Genomic DNA, 18803 nt, shown 5'->3' on the forward strand with positions numbered 1-18803 from the left:
AGGTTTAATCCCTCAAAATAACTAAGTATTATTGCGGATTGGTATTACTCACAAAAAAGCCCAGTGCGAGCTGGGCTTTCTTAATTTCGTTATCTAAATAAACTTAGAAACGTAGTGATACACCTAGCTTGTAGCGTGCTTCACCTTCAAAGCTCCATGCTGGGTAGCCGTTACGAAGCTCAGGAACTACTTCTGCATCAGAAGGAGCAACACCGATTTGTACGCTGTCTTCTTCAGTTAAGTTAACAGCTTCAAACGTTACGTCAATGTTATCAGTTACGCTGTAGTTAGCACTGAAATCAAGCGTACCGTATGATTGGTGCTCACGGTTACCGTAGAAACCAGGAAGCTCACGGATCATGTACTCTGAACGCCAGTTATAAGCTAAACGTGCTGAGTAAGTATCTGTTTCATAGTAACCCACTAAGTTCACAGTATGCTTAGACGAATCTGAGAATAATGGGATCATATCTGGGTAGTTTTCAGCTTCTGATGGTGCATCTACGAATGTGTAGTTTGCTGAGTAACCAAAGCCACTGTCAAAGCCATCTTGAATTTGTAGCTCGATACCTTCGATTTGGCCACCACTTGCATTAAGCTTAGTCGATAGCGTCCAGTTATCACCTTGAGTATCTGGGTCTACAACACCGATTTGTTGATTCAAGATTTGGCTTGAAGTAACAAATGATGTGATGTCTTTGAAGAAGTAAGTTGCACTTACCATACCGTCACCATCAAAGTACCACTCGATACCTAAATCAGCTTGAGTTGCTTTGAATGGGTTAAGGCCTACGTTACCTTTAGTTAGTACTTCGTTATTTGCTGTACCATCAGCGTAACCTGCAAAAGATGATGCTGAGAACATATCTGTGTAGTTAGGACGAGCAATAACTTGTGCTGCAGAGGTACGTAAAATTACATCTTCAGCTAAATCGAAAGCGATATTGATGCTAGGTAATACGTCGTTGTAGCTCGCTTTATCTGTGCTTAGTGAGCTTTCGTACTCACCATTTGCAAAACCGTAGTAATCTGATTCTGCATCTGTAGAGATATAACGTAAACCGAAGTTACCGCGGATAGATTCTGCAGAGAACTCAGCCATTGCGTAAACTGCGAAGTTTTCCTCTTCGATTGTACCGTAACCTGAGCGGTATACAGCTGAATCATTATCGAAGCTTGCAATTGCAGCACGTGCATCAGCTACCATTTTGTCAAAATCTGGCTCAGGTAAAGTGAAACCTGCACCTGATGACATTGTACCTGAGTAGTAAGTCTCACCATCACCACTTGGTAATGTATCAACTAAAGTAGTTGAGTAAGTCTCTTGTTTTACTTCATGGTCAGCCCAGCGGAAACCTGTTTTGATTGCTGTGATAGCACCAAAATCAACAGGGAATGAAAGGTCTAACTGTGCGTAAGTTTCTTCATCTGTGTTAGGTTGCTTTTTAAGTGCCCAACCAGCTGGAGATAATGGACCTGCAAAATCTGATGGTTCAAAGTATTTGTTATTGATATCAATTTTGATCACATCACCAGTCGCATCATAAGTACCTGCATAATCAGATGGAACACCAATGAAGTTACCGTAGTTTGCAGTTAGGTCTGTACCACCTTCTGATTCAGTTGTACCGAAACGACCTTTTAATGTGAAGTTTTCACCTTCGTATTTAAGGCTGAAATCAGCTGTGTCAGATGACATGCTTGCGATACGCGCCCAAGTTTGAGTCCAACCTGGATTTGCACCTTCACCAGTACGACGGTAGAAAGTACATGTACCTGATGCATTTGTTTGCTCACAAGCTGCTTCTTTGTCGTCAGGGAACATTACGAAGTTTGAGGTATTTGCATTGTTTGCATCTAACTCAAGGCTCATAATGTTTAAACCTAGCTCTAGGTTTTCTGTAGGACGATACTGGAAAGTTGCATTTAATGCTGTACGCTCACGCTCTTGTTGGAACGTAGTAGGAACAATATCACCCCAACCGATCAGTGATTCGATACCGTTACGTTGGTAGTTTGTTTCAGCCCAAGATACTGAACCTAATAAACCGAATGTTTCTTCGTCATTTTTCCAGCTAAATAAACCAGAAACTTGAGGGTCTGTTTCTTCAGAGATTGTGCCGTAATCGCCTTTTACACTTAAGAAAGTCGTACCTGCGTCAAGATCAAGTGGCTTACGAGTGTTAACAATAACAGTACCACCAACACCACCTTCTACAACGTCAGCTTGAGAAGATTTATAAACTTGGATTTCACCAACTAGTTCAGGTGGTAAAAGCGTGTAGTTGAAGCTACGGTCGATTGATTGTTGGTCATACCAACCTGTAGATGCAACAGTTTGACCGTTTAAAAGTGTGCGTGTTAATTGGCTTGATGCACCACGAATAGACACTTGCTGACCTTGACCGAATTGACGGTTAACGGCAACACCTGAAATACGACCAAGTGCTTCACCTACATCGCCATCAGGAAATTTACCGATGTCTTCTGCAGAAACAGCATCGACAACGCTGTCAGAGAAGCGCTTAGTATTCATTGAAGCTTCAAGTGAACGGCGAATACCGCGAACTTCAATTACTTCAACATCTTCTTGAACTTTAGTTTCTTCTGCTGCGTATGCAGCGCCAGTGAACCCAGCACTCATTACGAGGCCGATATTAACTGCTAATAAGCTTTTCTTAAAATTTTTAGCTAACACAGGATTCCCCTTGAATCATTTTGTTGGTTTTTTATATCACTTCTGCCCAGTGATGATGACAACGCTGTCATCTAGTAACAAACCATACACTCTAAATTACATTTGTGCTACATCTTTTTGGTTAATTTGTGCAAAAAATTTACAACGAAATAATCAAGTAATTGATATAACTAATATTTAATATTGAGTTTTTAAGAATTGTTACAAATAAACGGCGCAAATATAGCATGAGTGATATTGCAGATGAAAAGACCAAAAGGATGAGTTTTTGAAATTTGCTAAAAATTACATGTGTTTTTGTAAGCTTTAGTTTCCATTGGGTGTTTATTAACCATAACTAAAAGTTATATAAAACCTGTTATCTAACAATAAATTAGCTTAGTAAACTAACCTATTTCTAAAAGCACGCTGTCATGTTCAAATTATTTTTAACTTTTTCTGGGCAGAATGAGTTAAAGGGGGTGTTGCAAATAACAATCAATAACAATGACAGCGTTGTCATTTTTTATTGTATAGAGCCCTTTAGTACTTGTCTAACACTTTATCGGGCTATTTAAAGAAAGCGTATTTATTCAATACTGTTTGTTAAAGATGAGAATTTAAAACAAAAAAGCGAGCATAATAGCTCGCTTTTGACATTGAGTTTAATCAGGCGATTAAGGCGCCCAATAAACTTCAATATTGATATGTGGGTGATTCAATACTGCACGTAAAGGCATGTCAGCAACTGCACCGCCCTCTTTCGCTTGCTTGTAAACAGCGAGCTTTTCTTCACCGCTAATTAAAAGCTTCACTACTTTAGAGTCTGCAATCGCAGCTAAAGTTAACGTCATACGCTCAGTGATTTTACCCGTCACGTCGCTTTCAATGGCGTTAATTGCACATACTAAATCATCTGTCGCAAGACCGTGTTCTAAACCTTCAGCATGTGGGAAAAGTGAAGCCGTATGACCATCTGGACCCATGCCTAAAATTGTCACATCAAAAGGACGCTTTAATGCTTTGTATGCAGCTTCACATTCAGCAACACCGTTTTGCGCCGTTAATGCATCATTTTTCATTGTCACGAAATTAGCTGCTGCGCCATGGTTTTGTAATAGCGTGCTTTTGATAAATGCTTCATTACTTTTTTCATGATCAGCATCAACCCAACGCTCATCAACCATAGCAACATCAATGTTTGCCCAATCAAGCTCAAGGTTTGATAAGTGCTTATAAGCAGGTGCTGGCGATGAGCCACCCGATACCATTAGTACCGCGCGACCATCTTCTTTAATACCAGCAACAAGGCTTTGTTCAAGGCTTGAAGAAAGCTCAGCTGTTAATTCGTCTTTGTTTGCAAAGAATTTTTCAACAATTGTTGCCATCTTAATTACGCCTTATCGCCTGTGTTAAACCAAACGTGGTTGTTTTCTTCTAAAAGCTCATCTGCATCTTCAGGGCCCCATGTACCAGCGCGGTATAACGATGGTGCGCCTTTTTCTTGCCAACGCTCAATGATTGGGTCAATCCATTTCCATGCTTGACGCACTTCATCACGGTGAATAAACAGTGATGGGTTATTTGCTGCGGCATCTAACATTAAACGCTTGTAAGCATCTGAATGGAAACCATTACTGTACGCTTGCGATAACTCAATGTTCATGGTTACTGGTTCTAATTGCATCTCAAGGTTATCAAGGCGCTTAGACATCAGTGTTAATTGAATTGTTTCTTCTGGTTGCAAACGAATAACAAGACGATTTGGCTCAATGTTACCTACGTTGTCGGTATAAACGTTGTGAGATACTTTTTTGTATTCAACAACGATTTCAGCACAACGCTTTTTCATACGTTTACCAGTACGAAGATAGAAAGGCACACCTGCCCAACGCCAGTTATCGATATGCGCACGAATAGCAACAAAAGTTTCTGTTTTACTCGCACCTTCGTTTAATTCTTCTAAGTAACCTGGGACGATTTTACCGTCTAAGTTACCTGGTACATACTGACCACGTACAATGTTTGCATCAACATCTTCAGCCACTAACGGACGTAACGACTCAAGTACTTTTAATTTTTCAGTACGGATGCTGTTTGCGTTTAATTTGTTTGGTGATTCCATTGCCACTAAGCAAAGTAATTGTAGCAAGTGGTTTTGTACCATATCGCGTAATGCACCTGCTTTGTCGTAAAAACCAGCACGGCTTTCTAAACCAACCGTTTCTGATAAGCTGATTTGGATATTATCGATTGATTTAGCATCCCACAGGTTTTCAAACAGTGAGTTTGAAAAGCGCAGTGCCATTAAGTTTTGTACTGTTTCTTTACCTAAATAATGGTCAATGCGGAATACTTGCTCTTCTTTGAAGTATTCAGCAATTTTTGCATTGATTGCTTCAGCAGACTCACCACAGTAACCAATCGGCTTTTCAACAACAACGCGTGACGTTTCTGTGATCAGACCTTTCTTAGATAAGATTTCACAGCAGCTACCGTACACTGCAGGTGGTAATGAAAGGTAAAAAACACGAGACTTATCAGCATCGTGTTCATCAAGGATATCTTTTAGTTTGTCCCAGTCGTCATCGGCTTCAGTTACATTAGTTACAACCGGCACAAGATAAGCTGAAAATGCTTTCCAATCTTTTGCGTTGTACTCACCTTTACCTAAAAAGTCTTGTAACGCTTTATGTGCTGTTTCGATGTATTCTTTACGTTTGCTTTCTTCGCGTACCGTAGGAAGGATACGAGAACCTTGAGGAAGGTTGCCCTCTTGATAAGCGCGATACATTGCAGGAAGTAACTTACGTAACGCAAGATCACCGCCGCCCCCAAAAATTACGATATCAAATGGATTTAACATATATCACTCTCTACATTGGCAATGCCATGTTAATCGACTCATGCAGTATGGCAGTGCGTGTTGTTATCTGGTTGATTGGCTGTGTTAAATGATCCCTTTAACAAAGCCTGTTGAATTTGTTGTAAGTAGTTTACTCATTATTCTTATGTTGGCTGAAGTAAATGAGTCTTAGGGGCTCTGTAAATCCTCTCACAAAAATACAGGCCCTAAGAACTCCAGCGCTACCCGTTCAAAGGTATTCGGTTTGCAGCTGTTGCTGCGAATCTATTACTGCTTACGATGTGTTTTATAGTAAGCGATCAGTCCGTTGGTTGAGCTGTCGTGTGGATGACTGACTGCTTCATCAAATAATTCAGCTTCAATTTTAGAGGCAAGTCCCTTACCTAGCTCTACACCCCATTGGTCAAATGAACAGATTTCTAAGATAATGCCTTGGCAGAAGATCTTGTGCTCATAAAGCGCAATTAAACGTCCTACCGTTTTCGCATCAACTTTATCTAATAACATTGACGTTGTTGGGCGATTGCCTTGGTGAATCTTATGATTCAATAATTCTGCAATTTCTGCTTCAGATTTACCTTTTGCGGTTAAATCTGCAGTTACTTGCTCTGCATCAACACCGGCCATCATCGCTTCGGTTTGTGCAAAGAAGTTTGATAATAAAATATCATGGTGCTTACCAACATTTACTTGCGGCTCAATTGAGGCAATAAAGTCAGCAGGTACTATTACATTACCTTGGTGCAGACATTGGTAAAAAGCATGTTGACCATTAATACCTGTCATACCCCAAATAATTGGAACCGTCGTGTAAGGAACCGTTTCACCAGCAAAAGTAACATGCTTACCGTTACTTTCCATCTCACCTTGCTGTAAATACGCCGGTAACATGTGTAGTGCTTGGTCATACGGTAAAATAGCTTGTGCCGTATAACCTAAAAAGCTAGTGTTCCAAACACTTAAAAGCGCCATTAACAATGGTACGTTATTTTCAAATTCAGCATTTTTAAAATGCTCATCAATTTCAAACGCACCTTCTAGGATCTCTTCGAACGCGTCGAAGCCTAGGTACAAGGCGATTGGTAATCCTATCGCACTCCATAAAGAAAAGCGACCGCCTACCCAATCCCACATTGTGAATACGTTTTCATCAGCGATACCAAAGGCCGCTGTTTTTTCTAAATTGGTGCTTACAGCTACAAAGTGCTTAGCAATATGTTCTTGCGCTTGTGCTGTTTGTAAAAACCACTCAACAGCCGATTTAGCGTTAGTCATGGTTTCTGAGGTTGTAAATGTTTTAGATGAGATAACAAATAATGTTGTCTCAACGTCTAAACCTTGTAAAACAGATGCAATCTGAACACCATCAACATTTGATACATAGTGAACATTTAATGTGTCGTCAGCATAAGCAGCAAGCGCTTCGGTTGCCATTTGCGGACCAAGGTTTGAACCGCCTACACCAATTGCAACAACATCTTTTACAGCTTTACCTGTGTAGCCTAACCACTCGCCACTGCGTACTTTGCCAACAAAAGCTTTCATTTTAGCAAGCTCAGCGTTCACAGCGTCTGTTACATTTTCACCATCAACCATCACAGCTGAGTTAGCGCGGTTACGTAAAGCAGTATGAAGTACAGCACGGTCTTCAGTAATGTTGATTTTCTCACCACTGAACATTTTGTCGCGCCATGCGCTAATGTCACACTCTTTCGCTAAAGCAATTAATTGTTCAAAAACAGTTTTATCAATTTGTTGTTTTGAGTAATCGAATAATACACCTGGGATCTGAGCAGATAATTGCTCGAAACGCGTGCTATCTTTGGCAAATAAATCTTTAAGATGAATTTGTTTCATCTTCTTAGCACTTTCAGATAGTGCTTGCCAACTAGCTAATTGCGAACGGCTGCTCATATATATAATCCCCTCAAAACTTGCAACAAACTGATCTTTAACTATCTTTTTATTAATGTTGAATAAAGACAGCAATTAAAAATACGATGAAAATTAACACTAAGTTAAAATGACAACGCTGTCAATGTTCTACTTTTACATTTTATAGTCGAGATAATAGCGCAATTTTTCTCTTTTGACACCGGTATCATAAAAATTATCTCAATTATTTTACTGCTAATTTGGTAGAACATTAGATACACTAACCAACTTATATTAAATATTAATGTACCTATTAAGAAAAAGCGCTCTGGTGAACACTTTTCGATATTATTATAATACAAATATAACTAACTATAAAGTAACAGTATGAAAGTAACCATAAATGATGTAGCCAAGCTCGCTGGTGTTTCAATGAAAACCGTTTCGCGAGTAATTAATAAAGAGCCATCGGTCAGAAAAAAAACGTACGACATAGTGATGGACGCTGTTAACACGTTGAACTATCAACCAAACCTTGCAGCTCGTAACCTAGCAGGCACATCGTCTTTTACTGTTGGTTTAGTTTATGACAACCCTAATGCTTATTATGTCATCGATATGCAAAATGGTGTGTTGTCGCGCTGTAAAGAAGAAGGCTATGAGCTGGTAATTCATCCATGTAACTACCTTGATGGCAACATGGAAGAAGACTTTAAAACCATGATCAAGCGCTCTCGCTTGGCAGGCCTTGTATTAACACCACCGCTGTCAGAACAAAATAGCATTATCGATATGCTTGATGAAATGGGCATTCATTATGTACGCGTACTCTCTGGTCGCCCTACAGAAGAAGACCAAGACACTTGTATCTATGTGAACGACTACGCCGCTGCATACGAAATTACTTCTCACCTACTCTCGCTTGGCCACAAAAATATTGGTTTTTTATGTGGTGACAAAGAGCATAAATCAACAACTGAACGCTTAGAGGGTTATCAGGCCGCATTAAAAGATCACAGCATCTCGATGAATGATGAGCTGATCTATGAAGGCCAGTATTCTTTCGAATCAGGTGTAGAAGGTGCAAAAGCATTATTAAGTGAGAATAACCCGAAAAACATCACTGCCCTTCTTGGCGGTAACGATGAAATGGCAGCAGGCGCGTTATTCGCCTCACGCTTAATGGGTATCGAAATTCCACAGCAGTTATCAATTACCGGCTTCGAGGACTCACCGTTCTCGCGTCAAACTTGGCCTAAACTCACTACAGCTCATCAGGCGAACGATGTGATTTCGCAGCATGCAGCGCGTTTACTGTTTAGAAAAACCCGTGGTGCACGTAATCAAGACAAAGACATCATCACGACCTTTACCCCTTCATTAGTGGTACGGGAAAGCTCAGGCCCAACCTCAGCTTAATTTATTCAAGTTACGTAAAAGCCGCTTTATAGCGGCTTTTTAATGACTAATTTATATGTACTCACTAAACATTAAAGCAATGCTAAACCGCCATTTAAGTTATAAACGTTTTCAAACCCTAACTGCGACAAATTGTTTGCCGCTTGTTTAGAACGGTTACCACTTCGGCAAACCAAAATGTAGCTATGGTCTTTATCAAGCTGCCCTTGCACGATAGCGTTTGCCATACGACTGAGTGGAATGTTGATCACTTTGCTATCAGCAACAGTGAATATTTCAGCTAAATTATTCGCACCATGCTCATACGGTTCGCGTGTATCAATTAGGTAAGCTGCCTTATCGTCTAGCATTGCTTTAGCATCGCTTGCAACAAGCTGTTTCATTGGCGCACTTTCAAGTGTTTCAACATAGCCGCATAAAGAATGACTTACAGTATGCTTTTGCTCATCCGCTTGTTGCTTTAATTCAACAAACTCATCATCTGATACTTGCTCATTTAATAGCTTTGCTAATAACGGCGTCGTCGCCTTTTGTGCATGCCAATCCATAGCAAAACATTGCTGATAATCATGTCCTGAACAAATTACCGTAGAATCTTGAACTGCTATAGCAAGCTGTTTTATTGACTGAGCCATTCTCGCAGCATCACCACCGCTAATTGCTGTGTTACCTAAGCCACCTGGTAAGATTAAATCACCACAGAAGCAATAGCTGATATCACCGCTTTGCGTATCTAATAATAAATAGCTAACACTATCGTCACTGTGACCCGGTGTCGCTACTTTAGTTAAGCGTGCATCGCTTAATTCGATGGTTGCTGAGTCTTTTGGCCAGCCAAGTTCATCTATCTCGTCAGCAACAAAACGTTCTGCGAGCTCTTTTGATAATAAACAACGAGCCGATAAACGCTCTTGGTGATTATGAGTATCTAAAATCGCTTTTACTGTTAGACCTTGTGTTGCGACAATTTTCGCCATACGTGGAATAAGCTCGATAATAGGATCAATCACCACTGCGTTTTTATCGCTGTCTACATATAGCCAACAGCACGCTGCTTGATGACGAAGCTGTGTTAAGCCAATCGCACAAACTTCGTGTTGAGGCGATGTACTATCAGATACAACTAAGCAGTTTGCTTCTAGAATCGGTTTTAAAGAGCGAATTTTATCGCAAGCAAAGTCAATCTCTTGTTGGTTAACAGCAGGGCCAAACGACATACGTATCGCGTTTTCACTTTGCCAATCACTGGCTCCCATCGCATCTAAAACAAAGCTACGGTTTGCGCCTGAGCTACACGCAGAGCCGCCACTTACACGGATACCCGCCGCATCAAATAAATCCATCACTTCTTTACTGGTTAATTCGTTCACAGCAAAGTTCAATGTTGTTGGCACTGAATGCTCGAAACTGTGATTAAACGTGATGCTGCCAAAGGTGTCTGTTAATGCACCTAATAATTGCTCGCGAAAAGCATGTAGCTGCTCAATTGGCTTAAATGTTTGATTTTGTTTATCAAGTAATAACGAGAACAACTTATTTAAACCGGCAATGCCCGGTAAGTTTTCGGTGCCTGAACGCATACCACTTTCTTGGCCGCCACCAGCAATAAATGGTGTATACGCACTGCCTTTACGAATATAAAGTACGCCAATGCCTTTAGGGGCATACAATTTATGGCCAGAGAAAGGGGCGTAATCAATGGTTGTTTGGCTTAGCGCTAAGCTGGTTTTACCTAATGCCTGTACGCAGTCAACCATCCAAGCCACATGGGTGTTTTCACTACGAATGACCTGCTCAATAACGCTTAAATCCTGGAATACACCGGTTTCGTTGTTTACTGCCATAGTACAAATCATCAATGCATTTGCAGCATGTTTGCGAATAAATTCGTGATCTAAAATACCGTTTTTATCTACTGGAATAGCTAACACCTGTGCGTTGATATCAAGCACGCTGTTCCAATGTTTTAGGGTATTTGGCACCGCTTTATGCTCTGTTGCCCCATAAAGTAATACCGGATTCTCGATTTGATGATTTTTTGCAGCAATAAGCGTTGAAACAACCGCCGTTTGAATACCTTCGGTTGCACCAGAGGTAAATAAAATATCACCGTCGGTAGCGCCAATGACTTCACGCGCTTTGTTACGCGTTTGTTCTAATAAGTGTTTTGCTTGAATACCCGTAATATGAGAGCTTGATGGATTACCAAAACAGACTTGCATTGTGTGCGAAACCACATCGGCAATTTCAGGAAGTACAGGAGTCGTTGCATTCGCATCTAAATAAATTTGCTGATTAGCATCGTCAGGAAGGTAAAAATTTGCCATGTAAAACGCACCATATTACTAAAAGATATATCTTATAACCTATTTTACATTTTTCACGGCTAAATTATAATAATCAATTAATCAGTAAAGTGCGTTTTCTATACTTTTTAAGACTAAGCTAACCTTCTATTAGCTCAACCTTCTTAGAAGACCAGGCATTTATAAGTGCTTTTACTAATGAAGCCAGCGGTATTGCGAAGAACACGCCCCAAAAGCCCCACAACCCTCCAAAAAACAGCACAGCAACGATGATAAACACCGGATTTAAATCTACCGCTTCAGAGAACAGTAACGGCACTAACACATTGCCATCAAGTGCTTGGATCACGCCATAGATAATTAATATGGTCCAAAATTGTGTTTCTAAACCAAACTGGAATAACGCCACCGCAGCGACAGGAATGGTCACCAATGCCGCCCCTACAAATGGAATAAGCACCGATAAGCCAACCAACACACTTAGTAAAGCAGCATAGCGAAGATCAAGCACAGCAAAAGCGATAAAAGATGAAGTACCAACAATTAAAATTTCAAATACCTTACCGCGAATATAGTTCATGATTTGCTGATTCATTTCTTGCCAAACTTGAATGATCAAGCGGCGCTGCTTAGGCAATAAACGCTCAGCACTTTGCGTCAGCTCTAATTTATCTTTAAGCATAAAGAACACTAAAAGCGGCACTAAAATCAGATAAATCAGCCAAGCTGCCACGTCTTTTATCGAAGTTAATGACACCGATAACACCAACTGACCAAACTCAATAGCTTTGGTTTCAACACTGGTAACAATTGATTTAACCTGATCTTCAGTAATCAAACTTGGGTAATCTTCAGGGAGATGTAAAAGCAGCGCTTTACCTTTTTCAATCATATACGGCGTTTCTTGAACTAGATTACTGGTTTGCTGCCAAAGTACAGGCCCCATGCCGACAATAATCATGATCATCAAGCCACTGAATACCAACATAACAAGAATCGTTGCAGTAAAACGTTTTAAACCCAGCTTTTCTAGGTGAGCAACAGGCCAATCTAGTAAATAGGCAATCACCAAGGCAACTAAAACAGGCACGATTAACGAACCAAAAAAATAGAAAAATGCAAAGGTTGCAATAAGCAGTAACAACAAGGTTACTGAATGGGGATCAGAAAATTTATTTTCGTACCAGGCTTTTACATACTCAAACACGAATGGGCTCCACAGTTAGTACACCTAATTCTAGGTCAATTTTAAAATGGTAATGATGTTTTTCTAAAAATCGCTGCATATCGTCCGTTGCCTCAGCAGCATTAAATGTAAAAGTCACGGGTTGTTTGATTGATGTTGCCTTATTCAACCCTAATTTAAACTGAATAAATTGTTGAGGGCACTTATAGCCTCTTAAATCAACCGTTAACATAGCGAATCAACTGCGTTATTAATATGAATAATAAGTATAAGGTGTAGGCCGTTTGCGAAAATAAGTCTTTATAATGAGAAACAACTCATTTTTTTCTTAAAACACGCAAAACAATAGTTTATCCTTAATCAATAACTGGTAGTAAAGGAAACACGATGCCTGGCTCGCATAATAAAGCGCAATTACCTGCGAATCCAACTCTTAAAGAGATAAACTGGTATAAAAAACAAATAAACTGGGGCGAGCTGCCGCCTTTTTATCATATGGTCGCATCATCAGTTAGCGAATCTGAAGGGATTTTAGACCACGGTTTTGATAATGCCGTTAAACAATTAATTGATCCACGCAACTGGAACCTTGATTTATTAGGTGGTCATGAGACTGACATGGGCGAAATTGTCTGTGAGCAAAAACCACGCATTGCTTTGCATCAAAGCTTTACGGACCGAGGTTTCGAATTATGGGCCTACCCTTATGCAAAAGATGTTACGGTAGACCAATACATCAAAGACAATCGCTTTATGGAGTTTAAGGTGTGGGATCCGCACACCATGAAAAACCTTATTCGCTTTAACCAGCTTCATAAATTCATCGCTTTTTACTTTGAAAGAGGCGATAAAGCTGACAAAGCCTTAATTCTGCACGCCCATAAAGTAGCGCATAAAATCATAACTTTTTTACAACGAGAGTTGAACGTTGTTAAGCTAGATGGAGTCACAATAAAAGATTTCTATCAATTGTGCGAAAAAGACAGCCGAGCATGCAGCGACGAAATAGACATAGCAAAAGTCATGTTAGGTGAGCAAATCAACAAGGAATAAGATGCGACTAAAATCAGCCTTTATTACACTGTGCAGTGCATTACTGACGTTTTCAATACTGCATAGTGAGCCGTTGAAGGCACAAACAAACTTTAAGCTGCCCGATTTAGGGACCTCAGCTTTACAAGCTTTGCCGATTGAAAAAGAGCAAGCGATCGGTGAAGTGATGATGATGCAAATTCGTGGCTCATCACCCGTTGTCAGTGACCCTGTTCTTGATGAGTACCTGACCACTTTGGGCCGTCGTTTAGTCGCAAACGCCAACGATGTGCGTTTTCCATTTTCATTTTTCTGGTTAAACAACGCTGAAATTAATGCTTTTGCCTTTTATGGTGGACATGTGGGTGTGCATACGGGTCTTATCGCACAAGCCGATAACGAAAGCCAATTTGCCTCAGTACTTGGGCACGAAATTGCTCACGTAACACAGCGCCATTTAGCCCGCCGTATTCAACAACAGCAGGATAACAGCGCGTTAACTATAGCAGGTATGATTGCGGGTATTTTAGCTACCGTTGTTGCACCTGATGCTGGCATAGCAATTATCTCAGCAAACCAAACACAAGCAGCATTTAGTCAATTAACTCATAGCCGTGCTGCTGAACAAGAGGCAGACCGTATCGGTATGCAGACCTTAAACAATGCAGGGTTTGATCCTCGCCAATCGAGCGAGTTTTTAACTAAACTTGCTGCTCAAATTCGCTACAAATATAAGCCGCCAGCCTTTTTGCTAACTCACCCATTGCCTGAAAGCCGTGTTTCTGATGTGCGATTACGTGCCGAGCAGTATCCAAAAAGGCACTACTCCGATAGCCTAGAGTTCAATTTAGCTAAAAGTCGTGTTATTGCTCGTTATCAGCAAAAGTCAAAAGCCGCTGAAGATTTATTTCGTAAATTAATGCGTGAAAATACAGTTCATAACGACACTGCACTTAAATATGGTTTAGGTATTAGTTTGTTGGATCAAAAAAAGCTTGATGAAGCGGTCAGCATTTTGAATCCATTGCTTGAGCAAGATCCGAAGAACTTATTTTATATCGATACCCACACCGACTTACTCATTGCGCAAGGTAAAGCGAATGAAGCAGTAGAGTTTTTAGCTAAGCTAGATATCGATAGACCTAACAATCAGGTAATTGCCTTAAACTATGCAAATGCCGCTATTGAAGCTAAACAATTTGAGCTTGCTGAACGTATTTTAAAATCTTACTTGTTAGCAAAACCTGAGAACAACCTTGCCAAAGAGCTCATTGCTGATGTCTATAAAAAGCAAGAAAATATGGCTTCCTACCATGAAGCGCATGCCGATGTACTTGCCCAATATGGCGCTTATTTAAAAGCAGCTGATGAAATTCAAAAAGCACTAAACTTTGTTGAGCCTGAAGAGCTAGTTAAACAACAACGTTTAAAAGCCCTACTTACACAATACCGTCAATTACAAAAAGAGCTTGCGAGACTTTAAGTCTCGCGGCGCTTGCCCTAAAATAAGCCAAATTATTAAATGTGAGAACACACCATGTCTGTGACTATTTATCATAATCCACGTTGTTCAAAATCGCGTGAAACACTTGCCCTATTAGAAAGCAATAACGTACAACCAAGTGTTGTTGAATACCTAAAAACACCGCTTAATGAGCAACAAATCTCGACTTTAATTAGCCAACTGGGCTTTACTTCAGCGCGTGAGTTAATGCGTACTAAAGAAGACATCTACAAAGAGCTTGAGCTTAAAAACGAACAAAACGAAGACAAATTAATTGCTGCAATGGCTGCCAATCCAAAACTAATCGAGCGCCCAATTGTTGAAAATAACGGCAAAGCTGCTCTAGGTCGTCCACCAGAAAACGTATTAAGCGTACTTTAATGTCTATAAACATTGTTGTGCTATACCACTCAAGCCATGGCTCTGTAGAAGCAATGGCACATGAGATAGCCGAGTCGATTGAGCAACAAGGTGCTACTGCCTTATTGCGCACGTTTGTTAAGCGTCAGCCACACGATATTGTGATCAGTAAAGATGATCTAATTCATTGTGATGGCTTAGCCTTTGGCACCCCTACTCGATTTGGCATGATGGCCTCACAAGCAAAGAGCTTTTGGGAAACCACCAGTGATCTATGGCTCAAAGGTCAGCTAATAGATAAACCTGCTTGCGTTTTTTCGTCATCAAGCAGTATGCATGGTGGTAATGAAGCCACCTTGTTGAATCTATCACTGCCCTTGTTACATCACGGCATGATGTTGCTTGGCGTGCCTTATGAGGTACCTGAGTTATTAGCAACTGAAACCGGTGGTACACCTTACGGAGCGACTCATGTGGCCGGTAGCAATAACAGCAATGTATTAAGTAAAGACGAAATTAAAATTTGCCAAAGCGTTGGTAAACGCTTGGCACTAATTGCGAGTAAATTACAATGAGCTTGGAACCTGAGTTAAATCAGCCAGTTGCCAAAAAACCAATTACAAAACGATTCCAACGTTTTGCGCTGATTGGCTATATCGGCTTATTAGTTTTAATGCCAATTTGGTTGTTTTTAATTGCCCCAAGAGAAGGCCACAGTAACGCCTTTATCTTTGTTGTTTATATACTGCCTCTACTGTTACCACTTAAGGGCATTATTCAAGATAAACCTTACACCTACGCGTGGGCGAACTTTATCGTGATGTTCTATTTTATTCATGGTTTTACATTACTATGGGTCGCACAAGAGCAGCTGATTTGGGTATTACTTGAGTTAATCTTTGCTAGTCTGATGTTTATTGGCTGCACCTATTATGCTCGCCATCGCGGACAAGAGCTTGGCCTTAAGATACGTAAATTAAAAGAAGAGCTGGCCGAAGAAAAAGCCGCACATGAACACGATAAATAATACCGATTCGTTTATCAAAAATGAAACAAAAAACGGCAACCTAGGTTGCCGTTTTTTTATGTCACTTTATATGGTTTTTATGCGTTCACACCAACTCAGCTAAGGTGGCTAGCGCGACAATACTTGCCAGACCGACTTGGCCAATTAAGCTAAATAATGAGAACAACCTTAAAATAAACAGCCCCCATGGATGGCGAATATGCGGGTAAAGCGCACAGCGTTTCAAGCTTGTGGCAAAGAAAAAGCATAAGATCGAAACCAACGTAAAGCTTAGCGTTAACTCACTTTTAATAGCAATGCTATCGTCAAAAAAGAAGAACAACTGCACAGGTAGTAACACGGTTACAATCGCATGGAGTAAGTGTACTTTTTTAACGCGATCAAACTGCCCTTCTGGCGAAAGCTCTTTAATGCCAAAGTCATGCTCAAGGCACTTCACTAAGTTATCCGCTTTAATGCTAACTGCTAGTCGATAGCAACTTAGGCCGTCGTTGTTACGAACCCTAAAGTCATAGCCTGCTTTTAAAAGCAACACCAATAAAGGCCCATTCTCGGCTAACACAGCGTAATGTAATGCTGTGTTCCCTTTATTGTCTTGGGCCTTCTTATCTTGATGTTCAAGTATTGTCTCAACAACATTCACATAGCCTTTTTCAGTAGCCCACATAAACGCTGTTTTACCGTTTTCGTCAGCTAATGCACCTGTTGCACCTTGCTCAATAAAACGCTTTGCCATGGTTTGTTTAGCATTTTCGTGGCTTAAGTGGGCAAGTAAAGCTTGTTCAAGTAACGATGCTGAATCAACATCTGGTGATACAAGTTTTAGTAAGGTGAAGTAATCTTCACCGTGAGCAACTTTTTCAGCCGCAAGCGCTGTTAATGGTTCAAGATCAGCCACTGAGTCAGGGATAAAACCACTAAAGCGCTCTCTAAAGTCAACTTCGGTCCACAGCTCTAATACATCGTCCGCAGACATTTTTGCACCGTGATTTAGTACATGTTCAATCACAGTAAAATAGCGACGATTAAATAACTGGTGGATAAGAGTTATAGGGGTTTTAAGGGCCGATTGAGCAAATGCGCTAGCGTACTTCTCTAAGCGCTGGCATAACATTAAAACGAGACTTTCAGGGGTGTAGTCGTTTTCTAAAAAATGCGTTTTCATAGCATTAATATAATGCAACGCAGCTTCATCAAACTCAGAAATATGTTGGAAATAACACTCTTCAAACGGTTCAAGAGGAGTCAACCAAGTAAGGTAGTAAATAGGCGGAAGAACCGTCGTACACACACCGTCATCTTCATTAGTAGAACGACATGCCGGCCAAGCTTCTAAAGCATCTAAAATATAGGCCCCGTTTTGCTCAGCTAATCCTTTGATCAGTAACGGGTATTCCTTTGGCCAAATCAGTACATTTTCCATTAAAAAAACACAACTCCGCTGCACATTATTCGATGTCTTATTAAGCAACTAGTTATAGCAAAATTTAACTGACAGTTTGCTTAATATTGCGACCAATAACACAGTATCTGAACAGATACTTTGGTAAACAAGTAAAGTAGCATGATTCTACCACAGAGGGTTACAGGTGCTAGCGCAAAGTAGGTGATTTTTAAAGAAAATAGAAAAGCAGCGGCACATGGACGGTACTCACTGCTTGGTTGGAGACTGAAAGTAGCTAAAATGCTCGATGAGGTGAAGGTAATCGAGCTTTAAACTAACTTACTTACTTGCTAATTCGTGTGTGACTTCGTCAATACCTACTTGGCTGATGCGCTGCAGCACTTCTTTTTGCTTCGCGCTTAACAGTGAAATACCTTCAGCAACGATATCGTATACTTTCCACTGCTTATCTTTGCCTTGGCGTAATTTAAAGTGCAAATCGATGGCTGGCGCATTGTCATCAACAATTTGCGTTTTAACTGTTGCATAACCATCGTCGATGAGTTGTGATTGATCAAAAATAACTTTTTGGCCTGTGTATTTCATCAGCGCGCCAGCATAAGTTATTGTTAAGTAATGCTCAACCGCTGCAATAAAATCAACGGCTTGTTCACGACGAAGGCCCTTAATATGCTTACCTAAAAGCTTATACGATACAAACTTAATATCCATGTGCGGCAATAGGCGTTTTTCTACAATGTTCGCCATTGCTTCTGAGCTTGCATCGCCTTTTGCATTTACATTTGCGATATCAACAAATAAATCGGCTGTGACTGATTCTAATAGTTGCTTAGGCGAACGGTCTTCGCTGGCAAAAGCAGATGCAGTAAAAAGTGCTGCAATTAGCAAAAATGAGTTAACTAGTTTGGTCATCGTATTCACCTCTCAACGAAAATTTTCGCTAATATACCGATATTAAACCCATAAAAAAAGAAACAATCTGACACCGTTTTAATGCCAATTAAGCACCAATCTATTTTTCCCATAGTTTTCAGTTAATTGCTAAAAAATATGAGAGTGTGCACAGCATCTGTGTTTTTACGCACATTGAAAAGCTCTTACCCCCGCCCTTATCTACTTGCTCACAGTCATAATCAGAAGTACCGA

The 18803-nt window shown here is 40.4% G+C and carries 15 protein-coding genes; 6 read left to right on the top strand and 9 right to left on the bottom strand.

The annotated features are described in order from the left end of the window. Positions 1-103 precede the first annotated feature (103 nt). The 4 genes from KQP93_RS11615 to pgi all read right to left on the bottom strand — a co-directional run bounded on the left by KQP93_RS11615 (position 104) and on the right by pgi (position 7457). The gene (locus KQP93_RS11615; RefSeq protein WP_440590138.1) at positions 104-2644 is read right to left on the bottom strand and encodes a TonB-dependent receptor; all 2541 of its coding nucleotides are present in this window, start codon (positions 2642-2644) and stop codon (positions 104-106) included. A gap of 710 nt (positions 2645-3354) precedes the next feature. After that, on the bottom strand, positions 3355-4065 hold the full coding sequence (pgl, locus tag KQP93_RS11620; protein ID WP_058586230.1) for a 6-phosphogluconolactonase: 711 nt from the start codon (positions 4063-4065) through the stop codon (positions 3355-3357). 5 nt (positions 4066-4070) lie between these two features. Continuing rightward, a complete protein-coding gene (gene zwf, locus KQP93_RS11625; protein ID WP_054563610.1) occupies positions 4071-5543 on the bottom strand; it encodes a glucose-6-phosphate dehydrogenase in 1473 nt (490 codons plus the stop codon). Positions 5544-5810: 267 nt separating this feature from the next. After that, complete coding sequence (gene pgi, locus KQP93_RS11630; RefSeq protein ID WP_217874526.1) at positions 5811-7457, bottom strand: glucose-6-phosphate isomerase; 1647 nt, start codon at positions 7455-7457, stop codon at positions 5811-5813. A 348-nt stretch (positions 7458-7805) separates the two neighbouring features. Between pgi and KQP93_RS11635 the strand changes: the two genes are divergently transcribed. Next, positions 7806-8837 carry a LacI family DNA-binding transcriptional regulator gene (locus KQP93_RS11635; protein WP_217874528.1) on the top strand — a complete coding sequence of 344 codons (1032 nt, stop codon included), beginning with the start codon at positions 7806-7808 and terminating at the stop codon, positions 8835-8837. A gap of 71 nt (positions 8838-8908) precedes the next feature. Here KQP93_RS11635 and KQP93_RS11640 read toward each other — a convergent pair whose 3' ends face one another. From KQP93_RS11640 to KQP93_RS11650, 3 genes are all read right to left on the bottom strand, one after another. Then, positions 8909-11164 carry an aminotransferase class V-fold PLP-dependent enzyme gene (locus KQP93_RS11640; RefSeq protein WP_217874529.1) on the bottom strand — a complete coding sequence of 752 codons (2256 nt, stop codon included), beginning with the start codon at positions 11162-11164 and terminating at the stop codon, positions 8909-8911. Positions 11165-11282: 118 nt separating this feature from the next. Continuing rightward, positions 11283-12350 carry an AI-2E family transporter gene (locus KQP93_RS11645; RefSeq protein ID WP_217874530.1) on the bottom strand — a complete coding sequence of 356 codons (1068 nt, stop codon included), beginning with the start codon at positions 12348-12350 and terminating at the stop codon, positions 11283-11285. Further along, positions 12343-12561, bottom strand: a complete 219-nt coding sequence (locus KQP93_RS11650) for a hypothetical protein (RefSeq protein WP_054563605.1) — start codon at positions 12559-12561, stop codon at positions 12343-12345. Before KQP93_RS11650 ends, KQP93_RS11645 begins: the two co-directional genes overlap by 8 nt. A gap of 155 nt (positions 12562-12716) precedes the next feature. Between KQP93_RS11650 and KQP93_RS11655 the strand changes: the two genes are divergently transcribed. The 5 genes from KQP93_RS11655 to KQP93_RS11675 are packed head-to-tail and all read left to right on the top strand — an operon-like array spanning position 12717 to position 16252. Beyond that, positions 12717-13382: a hypothetical protein gene (locus tag KQP93_RS11655; protein ID WP_217874532.1), complete on the top strand. Its 666-nt coding sequence runs from the start codon at positions 12717-12719 to the stop codon at positions 13380-13382. 1 nt (position 13383) lies between these two features. Further along, positions 13384-14844 carry a M48 family metalloprotease gene (locus KQP93_RS11660; protein ID WP_217874534.1) on the top strand — a complete coding sequence of 487 codons (1461 nt, stop codon included), beginning with the start codon at positions 13384-13386 and terminating at the stop codon, positions 14842-14844. Between the two features lie 54 nt (positions 14845-14898). Further along, positions 14899-15246, top strand: a complete 348-nt coding sequence (arsC, locus tag KQP93_RS11665) for an arsenate reductase (glutaredoxin) (RefSeq protein ID WP_054563602.1) — start codon at positions 14899-14901, stop codon at positions 15244-15246. Then, on the top strand, positions 15246-15800 hold the full coding sequence (gene wrbA, locus KQP93_RS11670) for an NAD(P)H:quinone oxidoreductase (RefSeq protein WP_217874535.1): 555 nt from the start codon (positions 15246-15248) through the stop codon (positions 15798-15800). The genes arsC and wrbA overlap by 1 nt, the downstream gene beginning before the upstream one ends. Beyond that, on the top strand, positions 15797-16252 hold the full coding sequence (locus tag KQP93_RS11675; protein WP_054563600.1) for a DUF2069 domain-containing protein: 456 nt from the start codon (positions 15797-15799) through the stop codon (positions 16250-16252). The genes wrbA and KQP93_RS11675 overlap by 4 nt, the downstream gene beginning before the upstream one ends. Before the next feature lie 85 nt (positions 16253-16337). On the opposite strand, the gene KQP93_RS11680 is transcribed toward KQP93_RS11675, so the two are convergent. Next, the gene (locus KQP93_RS11680) at positions 16338-17675 is read right to left on the bottom strand and encodes an ankyrin repeat domain-containing protein (protein ID WP_217874537.1); all 1338 of its coding nucleotides are present in this window, start codon (positions 17673-17675) and stop codon (positions 16338-16340) included. Positions 17676-17975: 300 nt separating this feature from the next. After that, complete coding sequence (locus KQP93_RS11685; protein ID WP_217874539.1) at positions 17976-18569, bottom strand: MlaC/ttg2D family ABC transporter substrate-binding protein; 594 nt, start codon at positions 18567-18569, stop codon at positions 17976-17978. Positions 18570-18803: the final 234 nt, after the last annotated feature.

Source organism: Pseudoalteromonas shioyasakiensis, assembly GCF_019134595.1.
Lineage (GTDB): Bacteria > Pseudomonadota > Gammaproteobacteria > Enterobacterales > Alteromonadaceae > Pseudoalteromonas > Pseudoalteromonas shioyasakiensis_A.